The organism is Cobetia sp. PDI-12MA, assembly GCF_059507695.1.
Map to the genome: position 1 here is coordinate 1,390,804 of NZ_CM183351.1, position 18,259 is coordinate 1,409,062.

Genomic DNA, 18,259 nt, shown 5'->3' on the forward strand with positions numbered 1-18,259 from the left:
TTGACGGCGATCAGGCTTCGCTTTCGACCAGCTGAGAATAGGCATCAGCGTCGAGCAGCTTTTCGAGTTCGGCGCTGTCAGCGACCTTCATCTTCAGAATCCAGGCATCGTCATAGGGGCTCTCGTTGACGGATTCCGGCGCGTCTTCGAGGCTCTCGTTGACGGCGATGACTTCACCGGCCAGCGGTGCGTACAGATCGGAGGCCGCCTTGACGGACTCGATGACCCCGAACTCTTCTTCCAGTGCCAGCTCACGGCCGACTTCCGGCAGTTCGACGAAGACGACATCGCCAAGCGCCTCCTGGGCGTGGTCGGTGATCCCGATGGTCACGGTGCCATCGCCGTTGTCCTGAACCCACTCGTGACTCTCGGTGTACTTCAGCGTGGCGGGAATATTGCTCATGAGTGTTTTCCTATGTGAAAAGATTTTCTGATTCAGGGAATCGGTACGTCATTATGCCCCAAGGTCCCAGCGTGTGGCAGTGGCAGACTGCCGCGTGATGCTACGACTTTGGGCGTGTGCTGCTGACGGCCGTCCCTCTATCGTGGTCTGTCACTCCTCGGGCGTCCAGTGTCTTGCGTGGTTCACTCATGAAGCCCGCCATCATGGGCCTGCCTGGCCCATTGCTATGCATCGTTGGCCGGGCCGCCCGGCGCCTTGTTAGTGCGCCGTGACACCTCGTGAGAGGTTGAGTACCTCGCAGCAGTGCGGGAGATGGGTCGCGCCAGTGGGCGAGGATGTCCGGGTCACTGTTGCGAGGCGCTCAAACTCGCGTTATGGTGCCGGCAGTTTCTTATCGGAAACTTGTTTCCATGTTGTGTCGTGAAGACTCGGCTGTCAATGCCTGATCCCGGCTTATTCATAAGGCCGACCTGAAAACGAAGATGGCGAGTGGTTTTCTCTTGTAGAATCAGGATGTTCCTGCCAGAACACGATTCAAGAGGACCACTCGCCATGGGTGAAACCCTAACGACCTGGACGCTCTCATGCAACGGCTCTGTCCGTGTCGAGCTGAGCGGCCACCGCACCACCAGCGACAGCGGCGCATTGTTGCTGCGCGAAGCCCTCGACAGCAGTGGCGTGATCGAGGCGCTCGAAGATAACCTGGTCGATCCACGCCATCCGCTGCGTATTCGCCACTCGCTGGCCAGCCAGATACGCACCTTGGTGCTGCAGCGGGCGATGGGGTGGATCGATCTCAGCGATACCGACACGCTGCGCCGTGATCCGCTCTGGCAGCTGGCCTGCAGTGATGCGCGCGGCATGACGCCACTGGTCCAGGATAGGCCGTCCCAAGCCACGCTGTCGCGGCTGCTGACCTGCCTTGGACACAACGACAACATCGATGCCGTGCATGAAGGTCTGCTGCGGCTGGTGGCCTGGCGCCTGACCTCGCTGAAGAACGGCGAGCGTCCCAAGCAGCTGACGCTAGACATCGACGGCCTGCCGATTGAGGTCCATGGACACCAGGGCGGTTCCGCTTATCATGGCCTTTACGGTACGCGGATCTATTCGCCGCTGGTCGCCTCGTTGGCCGAAACTGGCGACATGGTCGGCGGCCTGCTGCGCGAGGGCGACGCCGGCCCCGCCGAGAACGCTGATACGTGGATCCCGCACCTGGTGAAGCGGCTTAACGAGAGCACCGGCGCCCAGGTTCGGGTGCGTATCGACGCCGGCTTCACCGACAACGACACGCTGGAGGCGCTGGAGAAGCGCAGCATCGAGTACCTGGGCCGGCTGCGCAGCCACAAGGGCTTGCAGGCGCTGGCAGCGCCCTACCTGAAGCGGCCACGCGGCCGGCCACCTGAGCAGCCTCGGGAGTGGTGCCACGACCTTGAATACCAGGCCGGTACCTGGCCAACGCCACGACGCGTGGTGCTGGTAGTTCAGGAACGCCCCGATGACCTGCTGCTGCATGCCTTCTTCCTGGTCACCAACCTCGGCAAGTTCGACTGGCCGCCCGAGAAGATCCTGGCACTCTATCGCAAGCGCGGCAGCGCCGAAGCGCACATGGGCGAGGTGAAGTCGGCGCTCGACGTGCATCTCTCGTCGACCGATCGCGGTGCCTCCACCGTCCAGGACGTGATGGCCCGCAATGAGGTGAGCCTGTTGCTGAGTCTCTACGCCTATCAGGTTCTGCATGGCCTTCGCTGCTTGCTGGGGCGCCAGACCCGGCAGGGTTGGAGCCTGAGCCGGATGCGTGAACAGGTGCTCAAGGTGGCGGCGACGCTCTCGCTGCACGCTCGGCGCATCACCGTTCACCTCGGCGATACGGCTGATAAATGGTGGCCTGCCTTGCTGAAGGGGCTGCCGAAACTGACCGCGCTTAGCTGACGTTCGGCGCAACCACCATAGCTTCAAGAATCGAGCGACCGCAGCGACGGTCGACGATGACGGCTGCTTTAACGGCGTGATTAATTCCTGAACGTTATATAGATACGACAGAAGAGCAGCATTTGGGCATGATTCAGCGGGCCGTTACGGCGTAGATAGCACCCCCGGTGCGAGAACCCAACGGCCAGCCACTTCAAGCCGCCCGATCAGGGCACTCGTGAATAAGGCGGGCTGATGCGTTCAAGCAAAGCGAACCTGATGAGAGCGCTGGAGACGCTGAACGAGGTTCACCTGAGCGTGACCGCGCCGGGCATGCGGCTCTGCATCTAGCTCGTCATTCGGTTCGGTTTGTTGTGAGACCTTTTTCGACAGTCTCGAGATCACCGGGCGAAGGATCTGCTGCCAGAAGACACGATGAGGCGATGAAACATGCGAGTTGGCGCAGTCTCATCGTACTTTTTACGCAATGATTGCCTCACCTGCCAGCGTAAAGCCCTGTTAGGCTAGTGAAGTGAGATAGCTTCCGCTAATGTGGGCTGTCCCAACGGTGAAAATGCCGTGGGAGGCTCGTCGCGGGTCGATCACCCACCTGGGGATGGCACCGCCACGAGTCACTGCGCATCGTGTGATAACAACAATTCAGCGGAGGAAATCTGCGTGGAAATGATCAGTTCCGTCTTTAGTGCCATCAATGGCGTCGTCTGGGGTCCATTGATGCTGATCCTGCTGCTCGGGGTCGGCTTCTATCTTCAGGCAGGCCTAAAGGGCATGCCGATCCGCAAGTTGGGTACCGGCTTCAAGCTGTTGTGGAATGGTCGTGCGCCGGGCAAGGATGGCGACGGCGAGATTTCTCCTTTCAATGCCCTGATGACGTCGCTGTCGGCGACCATCGGTACCGGCAACATCGCGGGCGTGGCAACCGCCATCGCGCTGGGTGGCCCGGGGGCGATCTTCTGGATGTGGATCACCGCGCTGGTCGGCATGGCGACCAAGTACGCCGAGGCCGTGTGTGCAGTGCGTTATCGTGAAGTCGATGACACCGGCAACCATGTCGGTGGCCCGATGTACTACATCCGCAACGGTCTGGGTGCCAAGTGGGGCTGGCTGGGCGGTGCCTTCGCCTTCTTCGGTTGCTTCGCGGCCTTCGGTATCGGCAACACCGTGCAGTCCAACTCGGTCGCGGATGCGCTGGAAACATCCTTCGCCATTCCGCACTGGGTCTCCGGTGTGGTGATGATGGTGCTGGCTGGCGCCGTGATTCTCGGTGGCATCAAGCGCATCTCCAGCGTGGCCGGCAAGCTGGTGCCGTTCATGGCCATCGCCTACTTCCTGGCCGGCATCATCATCCTGGTGATCAACGCCGACCAGATCGGTCATGCCTTCGGCCTCATCTTCACCTATGCCTTCAATCCGGTCGCGGCTACCGGCGGCTTTGCCGGGGCAGCAGTGATGGCCGCCATCCGCTTCGGTGTGGCGCGCGGTATCTTCTCCAATGAAGCGGGTCTGGGCAGTGCGCCCATCGCCCACGCGGCGGCGCAGACCAAGAACCCGGTACGCCAGGGTCTGGTCGCGATGCTGGGGACCTTCATCGACACCATCATCATCTGCACCATCACGGCGCTGGCGATCATCACCTCTGGCCTGTGGTCTTCCGGGGAGACCGGCGCGGCCCTGACCTCGATGTCCTTCGATCAGGCGCTGCCGGGTGTGGGCAACCACCTGGTGGCCATCGCGCTGGCGGTCTTCGCCTTCACCACCATCCTTGGCTGGTCCTTCTATGGTGAGAAGTGCTTCCAGTACCTGTTCGGTACGCGTGCCATCATGCTGTATCGCATCGTGTTCGTGATCGCGATTCCGTTGGGTGCGATGGCCAAGCTCGACCTGATCTGGCTGATGGCGGACACCTTCAATGCGTTGATGGCGATCCCGAACCTGATCGGTCTGGCGCTGCTGTCGCCGGTGGTCTTCAAGCTGACGCGTGATTATTTTGATGGCAAGGAAGTGCTGGCTGGCGAAGATCGCTGAACGACGCTGATGACTCGCCTGGCCCTACCGTGCCACTGACTGCCTTGTGCATCGCCCGGGCCACCTGATCTGGGCGGTGCAGGCGCAGGGCGCCCTGTTCAAGTCGACGGTGCTCTTGTGAGCAGTGTCCATGACAACAAGCCTCCAGAGAGCGTGTGCCGTTCGTGTGCCATCTCTGAGAGTCATCGCAAGCCAACCAGGAGAATGACGATGTCCGATTCCGCCGCAGTGACGGGTCTCAAGCAGACCGCCCTTCATGACCTGCATGTCGAGCAGGGGGCCAGGATGGTCGAGTTCGCCGGCTATTCCATGCCCGTGCAGTACCCGCTTGGCGTCAAGAAGGAGCATGAACACACGCGCGCCAAGGCAGGGCTGTTCGATGTCTCGCACATGGGGCAGTTGATCCTGCGGGGCGAGAATGTGCAGGCGGCGCTGGAGGCATTGGTGCCGACGGATATCATCGACCTGCCGGTGGGCATGCAGCGCTATGGCCTGCTGACCTCCGACACCGGCGGTATCCTGGACGACCTGATGATCGTCAATGGCGGTGAACACCTCTACGTGGTGGTGAACGCTGCCTGCAAGGATCAGGACATCGCACATCTGCGGGTAGGACTGCCGATGGATATCGAGCTTGAGGTGCTGGAAGATCGGGCGCTGCTCGCACTGCAGGGGCCGATGGCTCATGCGGTGATGCAGCGTCTGTCGCCCGAGGCCTGCGAGCTGACCTTCATGCATCATGCCCATGTCACCATCGAGGGTATCGAGTGTTGGGTCAGTCGCAGTGGCTACACCGGCGAGGATGGCTTCGAGATCTCCGTGCCCGATGCCGACGCAGTGCGCTTCGCGCGGCTGTTGCTGGCGATGGAAGAGGTGGAGTTCATCGGGCTTGGCGCGCGGGATTCACTGCGTCTCGAGGCGGGGCTGTGCCTGTACGGTCACGATCTCGATACCACCACCTCACCGGTGGAAGGCAGCCTGATCTGGGCGTTGGGCAAGGTGCGTCGTCAGGGTGGCGAGCGTGAAGGCGGCTTCCCGGGGGCCGATGTCATCCTGACCCAGATCGCCAACAAGGATCACACCCGCAAGCGGGTAGGGCTGGTCGCGCACGGGCGTGCGCCTATCCGCGAAGGGGCTGAGCTCTATGATGCCCAGGACAATCGTATCGGTGTGGTGACCTCCGGCAGCTTCGGGCCGACCTATGGCAAGCCGGTGGCGATGGGCTATGTGAGCATCGCTCACAGCGCACTCGAGACCGAAGTGTTTGCCGATGTGCGTGGCAAGCGCCTGCCGATGACGGTGACGAAGATGCCGTTCGTCGAGCAGCGCTACTATCGGGGTTGAGCACGCCGTGGCCAGATGAGACACAGTCAGCGGAATTGCCAACGAGGCGTGACGATCACCCGCTGCTGGACGCACTTTGACCAGACATGAAAAAGGGACTGCCCAGGCAGTCCCTTTTTCATGTCTGGCAGACGGGCATGTGGGAGGGGGCGATGCCCCGCGCCGTGCGCGAACGCCAGACGCAGAAAAGCCCGCCGAAGCGGGCTTTTCTGTCGGAGGAGGGGTTAGCCTCTTCCAGCCAGATCATGATCAGTCAACGATCTTGATGTTGGCGGCCTGGAGGCCTTTCTTGCCCTGGGTGACGTCGAAGGAAACCTTCTGACCGTCTTGCAGAGACTTGAAGCCTTCAGCCTGGATTTCGGAGAAGTGTGCGAACAGGTCGTCACCGTTGTCGTCCGGAGAAATGAAGCCGAAACCTTTGGTGTCGTTGAACCACTTGACTGTGCCAGTTGCCATGATCGTAATTCCTTACTGATGATATTGCCGGGAGTTACCCGATAAACGTGGGTAAAACAAGGAGGATATACACCAGGTACCGAAGTGCTTCGATCACGACTGACGATATTCGACTTGCTAACCAACGAGAGCAATACTGCGCTGCTCGGGCGGCAAGGTCAAATGAAATATCAAAAACTTATCCTTTTGCCTAATGATCGTGTGCAGAATTCGCCCGCAAATCCGTGCCAATAGTGCTGAGAATTTCGCCACATCAAGGGCGGGGAGCTCGCTTGTTTTTTTATCCCGTTATCTTGGTATGAGCGATGACGCCTGTAGGAAAAAGACCATGGTGCGGCTTTGCCTGTGCAGGAGCTTGAATGGCGCAAAGCCCCGTACGACGGGCGATAGACACAAAAAAGCCGGCAGCGATGGCAGCGCTGCCGGCGGATGGCGTCGAAGCCATCAAGGCTCTCGGAGAGAGGATGTGATGCGCCCATCACATCATGAGAGATTTTCCTCAAAAGGGTCGGCAAAAATCCGTGGGATGCCGGGGCCGTGATTCGTCACCCTCGAGCGCAATTGTTTCGTGAGTCAAAAGTGGCTCGAAGGCCAAAGGCGGCGCGAGGGTGGCCAGTGGTCGGAGGCAGAAAGTGCCTCAGGCATCCAGCTGCATTTCCGGCACGTGTTCCGGGACGACCAGCTTGCCTGCGGTCAGACGCTTGATTTCCTCGACGCTCACGCCTGGCGCGCGCTCCAGCAGGTGGAAGGCACCTTCCTTGATCTCGAGGAAGGCGAGGTCTGTCAGCACGCGACGGATGCAGCCGGCGCCGGTCAGCGGCAGTTCGCACTGGCTGAGCAGCTTGGATTCGCCGTGCTTGGAGGCGTGGGTCATGGTGCAGATGATGTTCTCGGCACCGGCGACCAGGTCCATGGCGCCGCCCATGCCCTTGACCAGCTTGCCCGGAATCATCCAGCTGGCGATATTGCCGTTCACGTCCACCTCGAAGGCGCCGAGCACCGTGAGGTCGACGTGGCCGCCACGGATCATGGCGAACGATTCGGCCGAATCGAAGATGGCAGCGCCATCGATGGTCGTCACGGTTTCCTTGCCGGCATTGATCATGTCGGCGTCGACTTCGTCTTCATAGGGGTAGCGGCCCATGCCGAGCAGGCCATTTTCGGACTGCAGCATCACCTCGATACCGTCGGGGATATAGTTGGCCACCAGTGTCGGGATGCCGATCCCCAGATTGACGTAGGAGCCGTCTTGGATTTCCTGAGCCACTCGCTGGGCCATCTGTTCGCGTGTCAAAGCCATGATTGTTTCCTTGTCTTGGGTGCCATCAGCCATGAGGCACTGTGCCTTGTCGTGAAGGCGGTCGAGAAAGTTCGCCGACGGGCCTGTCGCCCTGATGACAGCGATTCATGCCGGCGGAGCCCTGGGCTCAACGCGAGCGGACGGTGCGTTTCTCGATGCGCTTCTCGAAGTTGCCCTTGATGACGCGATCCACATAGATGCCGGGCGTGTGGATGTCGGCGGGGTCCAGTTCACCCGGCTCGACCAGCTCTTCGACTTCTACCACGGTGATCTTTCCGGCGGTGGCGGCCAGCGGGTTGAAGTTGCGCGCGGTGTGGCGGTAGACGACGTTGCCATAGCGGTCTGCCTTCCAGGCCTTGACGATGGCGAAGTCGCCCTTGATGGACTCTTCCAGAATGTAATGGCGGCCATCGAACTCGCGCACTTCCTTGCCTTCGCCGATCGGTGTGCCGTAACCGGTGGCGGTGAAGAAGGCGGGGATACCGGCGCCGGCAGCACGCATCTTCTCGGCCAGCGTGCCCTGGGGAGTGAGGATCACTTCCAGGTCACCGTCGAGCAGCTGCTTCTCGAACAGTGCGTTCTCGCCGACGTAGGAGGCGATCATTGTCTTGATCTGACGGTCTTCCAGCAGGACGCCGAGCCCGAAGCCATCGACGCCGCAGTTGTTGGAAACCACGGTGAGGTTCTTGGCGCCGAGGCGCTTGATCTCAGCAATAAGGTTCTCCGGGATACCACACAGGCCGAAGCCACCGGCGATTACCGTCATGCCATCTTCGAGGCCTGCCATGGCCTCCGCGTAGCTGGTCACCACCTTGTTGAATCCTGCCATGCGAATCTCCTTGAGTATCCAAGCTGTTGTCGTCGGGATGTCTTCATCATTGCCGACAATCCTGAGTCTGTATATATTTAATAAGTTTGTTTTTTCTATCCATTGATCAGTTTTTGATAATAATTGATTCGCGACTTATCGAGCCTGCTCGCGAGGAAAAAGCCTGCCAGACCCCATGCTGGCGGGGCTGATGCGGTAGCGGGGCGGAACGGCCTGAACTGTGCGCTCAGCCAGGTGAGAGCTTCGTGGCTGTCATCTATGACCAATGGCCTAGATGCCCTGCGAGCGCCTGCTCTGCGAGCGACAGCCAACGAACTGCGCCACATCACTTCTTGTGACATCTCTTGAAACAACCCCGGGACAGGACACGACATGACTCTCAAACAGCTGAAGGCCTTCGTGGCCGTGGCGCGCACGTTGTCCTTCGCCGAGGCGGGCACGCTGGTACATCTCTCGCAGCCGGCCCTGTCGTTGGCGGTGAAGAATCTGGAGGAGTCGCTGGGGGGGCGCCTGTTTCAGCGCTCGACCCGACAGGTCAGCCTGACGCCGGAAGGGCGCGCCTTCTTCCCGCTGGCCAGGCGTCTGCTGTCGGACTGGGAACATGCCGAGGATGAGATGCGCCAGCGCTTCAGCCTCGGGCGCGGCCGCGTGGCCCTGGCCGCGATGCCGACCTTCGCCGGCAATCTGCTGCCCGGGGTGCTGGCCGATTTTCGCCGCCAATATCCGGAGATCACCATCGAAGTGAATGACGTCATCGCCGAAGAGGTGGTCGAGCGGGTCACCGATGGTCGCGTCGAGCTGGGGATCTGCTTCGACCCCGGCGTACGCCAGGACCTGGTGTTCGAGCTGCTGTTCGAAGACCGCTATGTGGCGATCATTCCCCCCGGCCACGCCTTGCTGGCAGAGGCGCCGACCTCCATCGAGTGGTCACGGCTGCTCAAGGAAGACTTCATCACGCTGCAGCGGCCCTCGGGGGTGCGTCGCATGCTCGAGAAACGTCTTGAGGATGCGGGCATGGCGCTGCATGTCGCCTTCGAGACCCACCAGCTGGTCACCTGCGGGCGCATGGTGGCGGAGGGTCTGGGTGTCAGTGCGGTACCGGCGATGAGCGCGGCGCAGATGAGCGCGCTGGGCTGTCAGTGCCTGCCGCTGACAGGCCCCGAGGTTCAGCAGCGGGTCGGCGTGATCCGTCGCGGCCGTCATGAACTGTCGGTGGCGGTACAGGCGATGCTGGAGACCCTGCGCGCGCGTTACCCAGCGGCGGATTGAGTCCGGGGCGCAGTGACACAGGGAGCGACAACAAAGAAGGCGTTAGCGCAGGAAGAGGGCAGCAAGAAGGCAAGAGGAGAGCGAGAAGAGAGAAAGCAGAATGCACAAGAAAGCCGACCTCACCGGGAGGGCGTCAGCAGCTGGCGATAGGTCAGGCTGATGCGCAGCCCGTCGAGCTTGCGCGGCGGCAGCGCATGATGGAGGCGATCCTGACAGCCACGGCCCATCACCAGCAGCGAGCCATGTGGCAGCCACAGATTGAACGCCGGCGTGTCGGCATAGGGACTGCGCGGATGGCCCTTGAAGCGCAGGGGGCGTTCTCGTCCCAATGAAATGGCGAGCACGATCGGGCGAGTGCCCAGCTCCGGCTCGTTGTCGCTGTGCCAGCCCATGCGGTCGGCGCCGTCGGCGTAGCGATTGGCCAGCAGGCTGTTGAAATGCTCCGGGATCACGGACTCGCTGCGCCCCAGATCATCGCGTTGCGGGCTGAGCTCATGGTTGATGGCATGACGTGAAAGCTCGCCCAGTTGCCAGGCGGTCATGTGCCAAGGATTGGGTTCGAACAGGCTGCCGGAGTAGCGATAGCGGGCGCCGACATCGCCCATCCACACCTGGCGGCGTGGAATCGGGTGTGTCTTGCCATGCACGCTCAGGCTGGGGCGCTGCCAGTCGAGATCGCCCTCCAGCGTGACGAGGGCCTGATCGGCCTGCAGCGGCGTCAGGGCGCGCGGCTTGAGATAGAGCGGGTGCAGAGGGTGGCGGTACCAGCCGTGCGCGAGGGCAAGCCAGTCCTCGGGCAGCTCGCGCGGGCGAGCTGCCAGGGCCGAGCCATCCGCCGCCGTCTGGTGCGCAGCTCCATCAGCCGCGGACGTGGAATCAGAGGTCGAGAGGGCGGCGAAGAGATCATCGCCAGCAGAAGGAGTCGTCATGCGGCGAGAGTGCCAGAGCCGCGTCAGGTTGGGCAAGTGGCTCTCGATTCGCGCCGACCCGGGGCTGACGCGAGCCTCACAAGCGTCAGGTCGTCAGCAATGTCTCGAAGGTCAGGATGGCCACCTCGGCAAGGCCCAGCCCCAGCAGCGCGCCGGCCAGCACATCACTGACGTAATGCAGACCGAGGATCACTCGGGAAAGCGCGATCAGCAGTGCCAGTGGCGTGACGAGAATGGCAATCTCCGGCAGCTGCTGAGCGGTCAGGCTGGCGAAGAGGGCAGCATGCAGGGTGTGACCGCTGGGAAAGCTGTAGCGATCCAGCGGTGGCATGGTGCAGTTGATGGTATTGAAGGTGATGAACGGGCGTTCCCGACATAGTCGCGTCTTGAGTGCGCGGTAGAGCAGTGCCCCGGCGCCGGCCGCCAGGCCGAATTCCAGAAACAGCCAGCCGCCCATGGCATGGTGCAGCGGCAGGCTCAGCGTCAGCAGCGCCCACGCCGGCCAGTCGCCCAGCCGCGAGACGATACGAAACAGGGTGAGTATCGGCCGGAACAGCGCCAGGCGCGCGACCTGGCGGCACAGGCGCCACTCCAGAAGGTCCAGTCGCTCAAAGACGGGAAGGCTGCGATCGTGCATCGGGCTTCTCCTCGGCGTGACGCAGGCAGGTCAGAAAGCCCTCGGCGATGCGGCTCCAGCCCAATGGTTCGACGCGCACGCGGGCGGCACGTCCCAGTCTGGCGATGCGGGCCGGCCGCTGGCAGGCCTCCACCGCCTGTTCGATGAAGCGCTCCGGCTGGCTGCAGGGCGCCAGCAGGCCCTGGTGATCGTCGCGGATCACCTCGGCGGCCGCCGCGTAATCGAAGGCGATCACGGCCAGTCCGCTGGCCATGGCTTCCAGCACCACGTTGCCGAAGGTCTCCGACAGTGACGGGAAGACGAACAGGTCGGCGCTGGCGTAATGGGCGGCCAGCGCCTCGCCGGTCTGGAAGCCGGCGAAGATCGCCTCGGGCAGGCGCTGTTCCAGGCGCTCGCGCAGCGGACCGTCTCCCACCAGCACCAGGGCAAGGTCCGGTTGCACGGCCAGCATGGCCTCATAGGTACGGATCAGCAGGTCGATGTTCTTCTCGGCGGCCAGGCGCCCGACGTGCAGCGCGACGGGTTGCTGTGAGCTGACGCCCCATGACTTGCGCAATGCTTCGCTGCGATGACGGGGCGAGAAGCGCTCGCAATCCAGGCCGCGCCCCACCACCTGCACATGCTCGAAGCCTTGCTGCATCAGGCTGTCTGCCTGGGTGCGCGTCGGTACCAGCGTCATGTTGGCCGCATTGTGGAAGCGGCGCAGGCCGCGCCGCACCAGCGGGCGTAGCGCCTTGAGCCGGTAGTGGGTGCTGTATTGATCGAAATTGGTATGAAAGCCCGCGACCACCGGCAGGCCCAGACGGCGGGCGACCATCAGTGCGCTGATGCCCAGCGGGCCTTCGGTGGCGATATAGACGACACAGGGGCGATGCTCGCGCCACATGCGCATCAGGCGCTGCGGCGCCGGCACGCCGACCTGCACGCTGTCATACCCTGGCAGGCGGAAGCCGCGTACCTGAAGCTCCTGCTGGACACGCGGCTCCAGGCTGCCATCTCGGGTGGCGGGACGAATGAGTTGGAGCTCACAGCCGTGCGCGATGAGTTGATCGCACAGATGACTCAAGGTATGAGCCACGCCATTGATCTCCGGATGCCAAGTTTCACTGACGAAGGCAATGCGCTCCATGACGTCTCCCTAGATGACTATTGTGGTCATTATCGAGAGAGGGAGTGACGGCGGCATAACAAGCAGGTGACGAAGCGATGACACACCTTCAACCCCTCACAACTCAGAGGTATGAGGGTTGTCTCATGAATCGTCAAGCAAGGACGACAGCCACCGGCGCTATCGTCAACTGGCGGGGACTGGAGGTGGCGCCATGCCGGGCTGGCGCCGCGATGCAACGCAGCTTCAGCGCTTCTCGAGAATTTCGCGCGGGTCGATCGGCTTGCCCCCGTGGCGTACGTCGAACAGCAATTCATGCTGACCGTTGTTGCCGCGTGCGACGCGACAAAGCGGCGTGCCCGGAGTGACCTGCTGGCCCACCTTGACCAGAATCTCGCCGCACTGGGCCAGCACGCTCTGCAGGTTGCCGGAATGGTGCAGGATGACCACGTTGCCCAGTTGGCGCATGGCGTCGGCGAAGCGCACTTCGCCCCGCGCCGGCGCACTGGCGATGCCGCTGGCGGCGGTACGAATCTGCATGGGCGCCAGCTGGCCATTGCCGTTGGTGCCGAATTCACGTGTCACGCTGCCGGCGGCGGGCCAGCGCCACGACTGGCCCGGCTTCTGCAGCGGGCCGGGGTCCGGGCGGGCGACCAGGCTGCCACCGCTGGCGCGCGCGGCCGGGGCGCTGCGGCTCGGGCCACCGTTGAGCGGCACCGAGATCAGCATGCCGACGTCGAGATCATTGGGGTCCTTGCCGGGGTTGGCGGCCTGAATGCGCTGCGGGCTGGCGCCGAAATAGCGTCCGATCTTGGAGTAGGTATCGCCGGGGCGCAGCTGATAGCGATACGGGCCGCCGGAGGGCGCCCGCTCGCGCGCGGTGGGCACCAGGATGCGCTGACCGACCTTGAGGTCACGAATCTTGACGCCCGGATTGAAGCGCGTGAGGCGCAGCAGGGGAATGTCGGCATCGCGAGCGATCTGCCCCAGGGTATCGCCCTTCTGGATGGTGACCCACTGGCCGGCCGGCGAGCCGGAGTAGCTGCTGGTCGCGCAGCCGCTCAGCCACAGGCTGAGGCAGATCAGCGCCAGCCAGCGCAACGTGAGGCCGGCACGCTGCAGAAGTGGACGGTTTACGTCGGGTTCGGCCTGCGCTCGTGCCGTGAAGCCCGCGGCATCCAAGCCACATTCAGTGTTCATCAATGTCATTCCCTGCACGTGACAGTCGGGCATCCTTGTCCTTCCAGACCTGATTGAGCCATTGCTGGAAGCGCTCGCGATAGGCGGCGTCCGCATGATAGTTGCCGTCGAGCATCCAGGGCTCCAGGGGCCGCTGAGTGATGACGAGCGTGATGTTGCCCCCGTGACCGCACAGGAACTGCCAGAAACTGGCATCGGCATGTCGGTAATCGAGAGTGGCATCCAGAATACCGGAAAGTCGATCGCCAAGCGTGTTGATCACCTGGGCACTGCCGCCGGCACGCGGCTTGAGCAGGTGCTGGAAAGGGCTCTGCTGCTGGTTGTGCTTGGCGGGCGTGAAGCGAGTGCCTTCCACGAAGTTGAAGATCGCCATCGGCGCCTGACGCGAGCGCTCGCACATGCGTCGTGTCGCTTCACGATCACGCTCGGCAAGCCGTGGGTTGCTGGCCAGTTTCTGCTGGCTGTAACGGCGCATGAACGGGAATTCCAATGCCCACCAGGCAAGGCCGATCACCGGTACCCAGATGAGCTCCTGCTTGAGGAAGAACTTGGGCATCGGCGTACGGCGGTGCAGGGCGTACTGGAGAACGAAGATGTCAGTCCAGCTGCGATGATTGGCGATCACCAGCCACCAGCGACGCCGGGCAGCCCCATCGCGCAGCGATTGCGGCACTTGGATGTCCCAGCGCGGGCGCAGCACGTGGCGAATCCACAGGTTGTTGGTGCCGATCCAGCCCATGGCGAGACGGTTGAGCCCCTCCAGCATGTGCAACTGCAGGCGGCGCGATGGCGTGATCAGCTTGAGTGCGGCCAGCAGATACAGCGGCAGCGCCCAGCACAGGGTATTGATGATCAGAAAGACAAGGCTGATGACACCTCTGATACTCGACATGCATGACTCCTTCATCAGGTGGCGCCATCGTAATTCACCCAGGAGTGGATGCCCACCCCGCTTGCGTGAGGGGTGGCAACCCTGCGTTGCACGAAGCGAACGCCCCCCTCAGGTCGAATGGCGGGGCGCACGCAGCTGTGGTGAGATGCATCGCCGGTCGTGTGACTGGTCGGTGCAAGGGAGAGGTCGTGGCAGGGTTCACGCTGAAGTCACGCCGGGCACCGTCAATCATCGCCGCCGCTTCGCGGCGATATCTCAGGGAGCGAGAGTGGCATGTGGTTGCAGGGACTGTTGATCGGGCTGGCGCTGGCCGCCTTCGTGTTGATTGCCATCGAGGATGTGATCCATCTCAACAAGGCCAAGACGACCTTGTTGCTGGGCACCTTCAGCTGGTTGCTGCTGTTCATCTTCGGTCCCGCGGCCCTGGCGGTGGAGGATGTCCCCGAGGCCTTGAACGAGAACCTGCTCGAGATCGCCACCTTGTGGCTGTTTCTGATGGCTGCGATGACCTTCGTGGCCTTTCTCAATGCCAAGGGGCTGATCGCCAATCTGATCTACCGCCTGCTGCCCAAACGCATCGGGGAGCGCGGGCTGCTGTATCTGACGGGGCTCTTTGCCTTCGCCTTTTCATCGCTGGCCGACAACATCACCGCGACGCTGGTATCGCTGACCCTGGTGCTGTCGCTGGGCCTGGCGCCGAAGAAGACGCTGCGCTTTGCGGTGCTGGCGGTATTCGCCGTCAACTCCGGCGGCGTGGCGCTGATCACCGGGGATGTGACCACGCTGATGATCTTCCTGGCGGGCAAGGTGCGCATCAGCGAGCTGATGCTGCTGGCGCTGCCGTCCTTCCTCAGCGTTATGCTGCTGGCGACGCTACTGCTGCCCGGGCTGGGAGGTGAGGTGAATCTGGTGCGCGAGCCGCGCGAGACCCGGCGTCTTGATCGTCTGGTCGCCTGGCTGTTTCTGGCCACTATCCTGTCGACCCTCGGGCTCAACGTGCTGTTTGGCGTGCCGCCGCTGCTGACTTTCCTGTTCGGGATGTCGCTGATGTTCCTGCTTGGACATGTCGCTGAACGGCGCAGCGACAGCGAAGAGCGCCGTATACTTGATTACATTCGTATTATCGAATTCGATACATTGCTATTCTTCCTCGGCATCCTGCTGATGGTCGGGGCGCTCAAGGAAGCTCGTCTGCTGGAAGGCCTGGCACAGCTCTATGCCTTGATGCCGGCGATGCAGGCCAATTATCTGGTCGGGCTGCTCTCGGCACTGGTGGACAACGTGCCGCTGACCGCCGCAGTGCTCAAGGCGGATGTCAGCATGAATGATGCAGAGTGGCTGGCGCTGACCTATGCCGCAGGCGTGGGTGGCTCGCTGCTGGTGATTGGCTCCGCCGCCGGGGTGATCGCGCTTTCCAAGGTGCGTGAGGTGAGTTTCATGAGTTATCTGCGCTTCTTCCCGGCATTGTTGCTGGCCTACAGCGTGGGCTATCTGGGGGCGTACTGGCTGGGCGGGCAGATCACGAACACGCCAGTGACATTGGCGCTGTCGTCTCTGGGCTGATGTTGGGTCGCTGGAGGGCGTTCACTACGGCCACAGCCGCTGCCGCAGTCGCTGCCACAGTGGCCGTCTGAGCTACTTTTGGACGCACTGCCGGATGCGCTATCGGGAGAGGAATTGGCGCTGTTCCTGGTCGGCTGATCATTTTTTGATCAATCTGTCTGCGCTCGCCTGATCTCGATGGCGATACCCAGATGTACAGAGATTCTTCACAGCTTTTTCCACAGCTTCTGTTGATAACCTGTCTGCGACGTTAGGTTTAGAGCCTCAGGCACAAGGCGCAGGCATGGCGGGGGGTAAGCGGCGAGTCATGCGGCGATGACACCATGGGGTGTTGCCATGAAGAGTGATGGCAGAAGGGGCGTGGAGGGTATGGCATGAAAGGGCATGCCATCTTCTGCACAGAAGAGCCCCCTGCGCATGCGTAGGGGGCTGAATGCGACTCATCTCATTGCGCAGTGCTGCCAGCAGGCCATCACGCGCTGAGCTGGCACAGCGTATGTTCCGGCAGCAGTTGTTCTGCGGGACGCTGTTTTCCTTCTTGCTGAGTCGTCACCGGTGCCGTCGCCAGCAGGGCGATGCCACCCAGCACCACCATATGCTCGTCACCGTCCGCGAACACCATGCGCTGGGCGTGGGCCGGGTAGTAGTGATATTGCAGCTTGGGATTGATGGGCAGTACCGCATGATGACGCCCGGTCTGCGGTGCCATGCCGTAGGCCAGCATGCCCTCGCAGACCGCTTCCAGCGTTTCGCCAAGCTCTTCGGCATTGAAGCCGACATGGTGCAGGCGCGGCCCCATCACGGAGAGCCAGGCAGCCAGCGGGTTGGCCTCGAGCAGGCGCTCGAAGGTCGGCCAGTCCGGCATGTCCCACGGACGGCAGGGCGCGAGCAGGTTCTGACCCTTGCAGTCATCACGATGACTCTGCCTGATCAGGCGCTTGAGCAGGTCGCGATGCATCGGCGGCAGGCTGTTGGCCTGCAGTTCCGCCAGCATGACGGCAGCGCCACCATCCGGGGGAAGCAGCAGATCGACCAGCAGGCCGCGGTCGGCCATGGCGTACTGTTTCACGCGGCGATAGCCCTGGTGATACAGACTGGGCAACAGCTTCTCGCTTCTGAAGGGCCCCTGGTTCAGCGTCAGGAACATCAGATATTCAGGGTTGATGCTGTCTGGCCAGATATCCAGCGCCCCGATGTCGGGATGGCGGTGGACGAAGTCCAGCCATAGCTGCTGTTGGAATTCCTTGCGTTGCATGATGCCTCCTTGAACGGCCCCTATGACCTCAGTGCTGGAGCGATTATAGGTAGTCGTGCAAAGGGTCATTCAACGCCATTATCCGTTTTTTCGCGTTTCTTGATCGGAGAGTAAAAATGCCAGTGCTGGTGGCGTATTGCGTGGTTCTCATGGTGTGGTCGACGACACCGCTGGCCATCTCGTGGAGCGCTTCGGGCTGGCTGCCTGCCTGGTCGGCGATGGGCAGAATGTTAATTGCCGCATGCCTTGGTTACCCGTTGTTACGCATGATGGGGCTGAAAATGGACCTTTCACGTGGGGCATTGCGCAGCTACTCGGCAGCCGCTCTGGGTATCTGGGGTGGCATGTACTTCGCCTACCTCTCTGCGGCCTGGTTACCAAGCGGTATCATGTCGTTACTGTTTGGACTGGCACCCTTGCTATCAGGGCTTTATGCACGCTGGTGGTTGAAAAGTGCCCCACTTGACAAGTTGCAGTGGATGGGGTTTGCGTTGGCACTGAGTGGACTGGCCGTCGCGGTCTCGGATTCCCTCGCGTTACCGCCGGGCAGCTGGAAGGGGGTCCTGACCATGCTGCTGGCCGTCAACTGCTTTGCCGCCTCGGGGGTACTGGTGCAACGCGAGCGGGCAGGGCTTCATCCGCTGGTGCAGACGGAGGGTGCGCTGCTGGTCTCTCTGCCGCTCTATCTGGTGTGTGCGCTGCTCGTCGATGGCGTGCCGCAAGCCCTGCCGGAGGGACGCCCGATGGCTGCCATCCTCTATCTCGGCATCTTCGGCTCGCTGATCGGCTACCTGTGCTACTACTTCGTGCTGTCACGCCTGTCGGCCAGTACGGTGGCGCTGGCGACCTTGATCACTCCCATCTTCGCCATGAGCCTGGGCGCGGTGCTCAATGATGAGCTGATCTCCAGCCGTGTGCTCGCCGGGGCCTTGCTGATCGTGATCGGGTTGTGCGCCTATCTGTTCGGCCCGCAGTGGCGGGCGCGCCTGACATCCCGCCGCTTGCAGGGCTGAGCAGGCTTCGGGCCGCCATCCTGCCTGTCTCTCGCGCAGCGGATCTGCACGCAATGCCTTGCCGAATGCATCAACGACAAGGGCCGCCCCGGCAGGGGCGGCCC

The 18,259-nt window shown here is 62.3% G+C and carries 16 protein-coding genes; 6 read left to right on the top strand and 10 right to left on the bottom strand.

Translation table 11 applies throughout. The annotated features are described in order from the left end of the window. Positions 1-10: 10 nt before the first annotated feature. Positions 11-403 carry a glycine cleavage system protein GcvH gene (gcvH, locus tag AC5WNI_RS05950; RefSeq protein WP_175089829.1) on the bottom strand — a complete coding sequence of 131 codons (393 nt, stop codon included), beginning with the start codon at positions 401-403 and terminating at the stop codon, positions 11-13. 513 nt (positions 404-916) lie between these two features. Here gcvH and AC5WNI_RS05955 point away from each other — a divergent pair. From AC5WNI_RS05955 to gcvT, 3 genes are all read left to right on the top strand, one after another. Then, positions 917-2,335 (top strand): IS1380 family transposase, encoded by a 1,419-nt coding sequence (locus AC5WNI_RS05955; protein WP_368448727.1) that lies wholly within the window; start codon positions 917-919, stop codon positions 2,333-2,335. Positions 2,336-2,998: 663 nt separating this feature from the next. After that, on the top strand, positions 2,999-4,360 hold the full coding sequence (locus AC5WNI_RS05960; protein ID WP_217485881.1) for an alanine/glycine:cation symporter family protein: 1,362 nt from the start codon (positions 2,999-3,001) through the stop codon (positions 4,358-4,360). Between the two features lie 210 nt (positions 4,361-4,570). Continuing rightward, a complete protein-coding gene (gcvT, locus tag AC5WNI_RS05965; RefSeq protein ID WP_176676695.1) occupies positions 4,571-5,704 on the top strand; it encodes a glycine cleavage system aminomethyltransferase GcvT in 1,134 nt (377 codons plus the stop codon). A 249-nt stretch (positions 5,705-5,953) separates the two neighbouring features. On the opposite strand, the gene AC5WNI_RS05970 is transcribed toward gcvT, so the two are convergent. From AC5WNI_RS05970 to AC5WNI_RS05980, 3 genes are all read right to left on the bottom strand, one after another. Continuing rightward, positions 5,954-6,160, bottom strand: coding sequence for a cold-shock protein (locus AC5WNI_RS05970; protein WP_175089832.1), 207 nt, complete (start codon positions 6,158-6,160; stop codon positions 5,954-5,956). Between the two features lie 637 nt (positions 6,161-6,797). Further along, positions 6,798-7,460: a 3-oxoacid CoA-transferase subunit B gene (locus AC5WNI_RS05975; protein WP_176676696.1), complete on the bottom strand. Its 663-nt coding sequence runs from the start codon at positions 7,458-7,460 to the stop codon at positions 6,798-6,800. A gap of 127 nt (positions 7,461-7,587) precedes the next feature. Further along, a complete protein-coding gene (locus tag AC5WNI_RS05980) occupies positions 7,588-8,289 on the bottom strand; it encodes a CoA transferase subunit A (RefSeq protein WP_176676697.1) in 702 nt (233 codons plus the stop codon). 372 nt (positions 8,290-8,661) lie between these two features. On the opposite strand from AC5WNI_RS05980, the gene AC5WNI_RS05985 reads away from it, so the two are divergent. After that, the gene (locus AC5WNI_RS05985) at positions 8,662-9,558 is read left to right on the top strand and encodes a LysR family transcriptional regulator (RefSeq protein ID WP_176676698.1); all 897 of its coding nucleotides are present in this window, start codon (positions 8,662-8,664) and stop codon (positions 9,556-9,558) included. A 119-nt stretch (positions 9,559-9,677) separates the two neighbouring features. Here the strand turns inward: AC5WNI_RS05985 and AC5WNI_RS05990 are convergent, their stop codons facing one another. From AC5WNI_RS05990 to yihG, 5 genes are all read right to left on the bottom strand, one after another. Further along, positions 9,678-10,487, bottom strand: coding sequence for an alpha-ketoglutarate-dependent dioxygenase AlkB family protein (locus tag AC5WNI_RS05990; protein ID WP_176676699.1), 810 nt, complete (start codon positions 10,485-10,487; stop codon positions 9,678-9,680). Between the two features lie 85 nt (positions 10,488-10,572). Beyond that, entirely contained in the window at positions 10,573-11,124 is a 552-nt protein-coding gene (locus AC5WNI_RS05995) for a phosphatase PAP2 family protein (RefSeq protein ID WP_176676700.1), read from the bottom strand. Beyond that, on the bottom strand, positions 11,096-12,253 hold the full coding sequence (locus AC5WNI_RS06000) for a glycosyltransferase family 4 protein (RefSeq protein WP_176676701.1): 1,158 nt from the start codon (positions 12,251-12,253) through the stop codon (positions 11,096-11,098). The genes AC5WNI_RS05995 and AC5WNI_RS06000 overlap by 29 nt, the downstream gene beginning before the upstream one ends. 225 nt (positions 12,254-12,478) lie before the next feature. Continuing rightward, on the bottom strand, positions 12,479-13,432 hold the full coding sequence (locus AC5WNI_RS06005) for a LysM peptidoglycan-binding domain-containing protein (RefSeq protein WP_176676702.1): 954 nt from the start codon (positions 13,430-13,432) through the stop codon (positions 12,479-12,481). Continuing rightward, on the bottom strand, positions 13,422-14,324 hold the full coding sequence (gene yihG, locus AC5WNI_RS06010; RefSeq protein WP_176676703.1) for a 1-acylglycerol-3-phosphate O-acyltransferase, YihG family: 903 nt from the start codon (positions 14,322-14,324) through the stop codon (positions 13,422-13,424). Before yihG ends, AC5WNI_RS06005 begins: the two co-directional genes overlap by 11 nt. A 273-nt stretch (positions 14,325-14,597) precedes the next feature. On the opposite strand from yihG, the gene nhaD reads away from it, so the two are divergent. Next, positions 14,598-15,887 (top strand): sodium:proton antiporter NhaD, encoded by a 1,290-nt coding sequence (nhaD, locus tag AC5WNI_RS06015; protein ID WP_176676704.1) that lies wholly within the window; start codon positions 14,598-14,600, stop codon positions 15,885-15,887. Positions 15,888-16,359: 472 nt separating this feature from the next. Here nhaD and AC5WNI_RS06020 read toward each other — a convergent pair whose 3' ends face one another. Next, positions 16,360-17,142, bottom strand: a complete 783-nt coding sequence (locus AC5WNI_RS06020; protein ID WP_176676705.1) for a VOC family protein — start codon at positions 17,140-17,142, stop codon at positions 16,360-16,362. Between the two features lie 116 nt (positions 17,143-17,258). On the opposite strand from AC5WNI_RS06020, the gene AC5WNI_RS06025 reads away from it, so the two are divergent. Continuing rightward, a complete protein-coding gene (locus AC5WNI_RS06025; protein ID WP_176676706.1) occupies positions 17,259-18,155 on the top strand; it encodes a DMT family transporter in 897 nt (298 codons plus the stop codon). Positions 18,156-18,259: the final 104 nt, after the last annotated feature.

Excerpts from the sequence above, each read along its gene's own strand:
- gcvH (WP_175089829.1), bottom strand. The coding sequence starts at position 403 with ATGAGCAATATTCCCGCCACGCTGAAGTACACCGAGAGTCACGAGTGG.
- AC5WNI_RS05955 (WP_368448727.1), top strand. The coding sequence starts at position 917 with ATGTTCCTGCCAGAACACGATTCAAGAGGACCACTCGCCATGGGTGAA.
- AC5WNI_RS05960 (WP_217485881.1), top strand. The coding sequence starts at position 2,999 with ATGATCAGTTCCGTCTTTAGTGCCATCAATGGCGTCGTCTGGGGTCCA.
- gcvT (WP_176676695.1), top strand. The coding sequence starts at position 4,571 with ATGTCCGATTCCGCCGCAGTGACGGGTCTCAAGCAGACCGCCCTTCAT.
- AC5WNI_RS05970 (WP_175089832.1), bottom strand. The coding sequence starts at position 6,160 with ATGGCAACTGGCACAGTCAAGTGGTTCAACGACACCAAAGGTTTCGGC.
- AC5WNI_RS05975 (WP_176676696.1), bottom strand. The coding sequence starts at position 7,460 with ATGGCTTTGACACGCGAACAGATGGCCCAGCGAGTGGCTCAGGAAATC.
- AC5WNI_RS05980 (WP_176676697.1), bottom strand. The coding sequence starts at position 8,289 with ATGGCAGGATTCAACAAGGTGGTGACCAGCTACGCGGAGGCCATGGCA.
- AC5WNI_RS05985 (WP_176676698.1), top strand. The coding sequence starts at position 8,662 with ATGACTCTCAAACAGCTGAAGGCCTTCGTGGCCGTGGCGCGCACGTTG.
- AC5WNI_RS05990 (WP_176676699.1), bottom strand. The coding sequence starts at position 10,487 with ATGACGACTCCTTCTGCTGGCGATGATCTCTTCGCCGCCCTCTCGACC.
- AC5WNI_RS05995 (WP_176676700.1), bottom strand. The coding sequence starts at position 11,124 with ATGCACGATCGCAGCCTTCCCGTCTTTGAGCGACTGGACCTTCTGGAG.
- AC5WNI_RS06000 (WP_176676701.1), bottom strand. The coding sequence starts at position 12,253 with ATGGAGCGCATTGCCTTCGTCAGTGAAACTTGGCATCCGGAGATCAAT.
- AC5WNI_RS06005 (WP_176676702.1), bottom strand. The coding sequence starts at position 13,432 with ATGAACACTGAATGTGGCTTGGATGCCGCGGGCTTCACGGCACGAGCG.
- yihG (WP_176676703.1), bottom strand. The coding sequence starts at position 14,324 with ATGTCGAGTATCAGAGGTGTCATCAGCCTTGTCTTTCTGATCATCAAT.
- nhaD (WP_176676704.1), top strand. The coding sequence starts at position 14,598 with ATGTGGTTGCAGGGACTGTTGATCGGGCTGGCGCTGGCCGCCTTCGTG.
- AC5WNI_RS06020 (WP_176676705.1), bottom strand. The coding sequence starts at position 17,142 with ATGCAACGCAAGGAATTCCAACAGCAGCTATGGCTGGACTTCGTCCAC.
- AC5WNI_RS06025 (WP_176676706.1), top strand. The coding sequence starts at position 17,259 with ATGCCAGTGCTGGTGGCGTATTGCGTGGTTCTCATGGTGTGGTCGACG.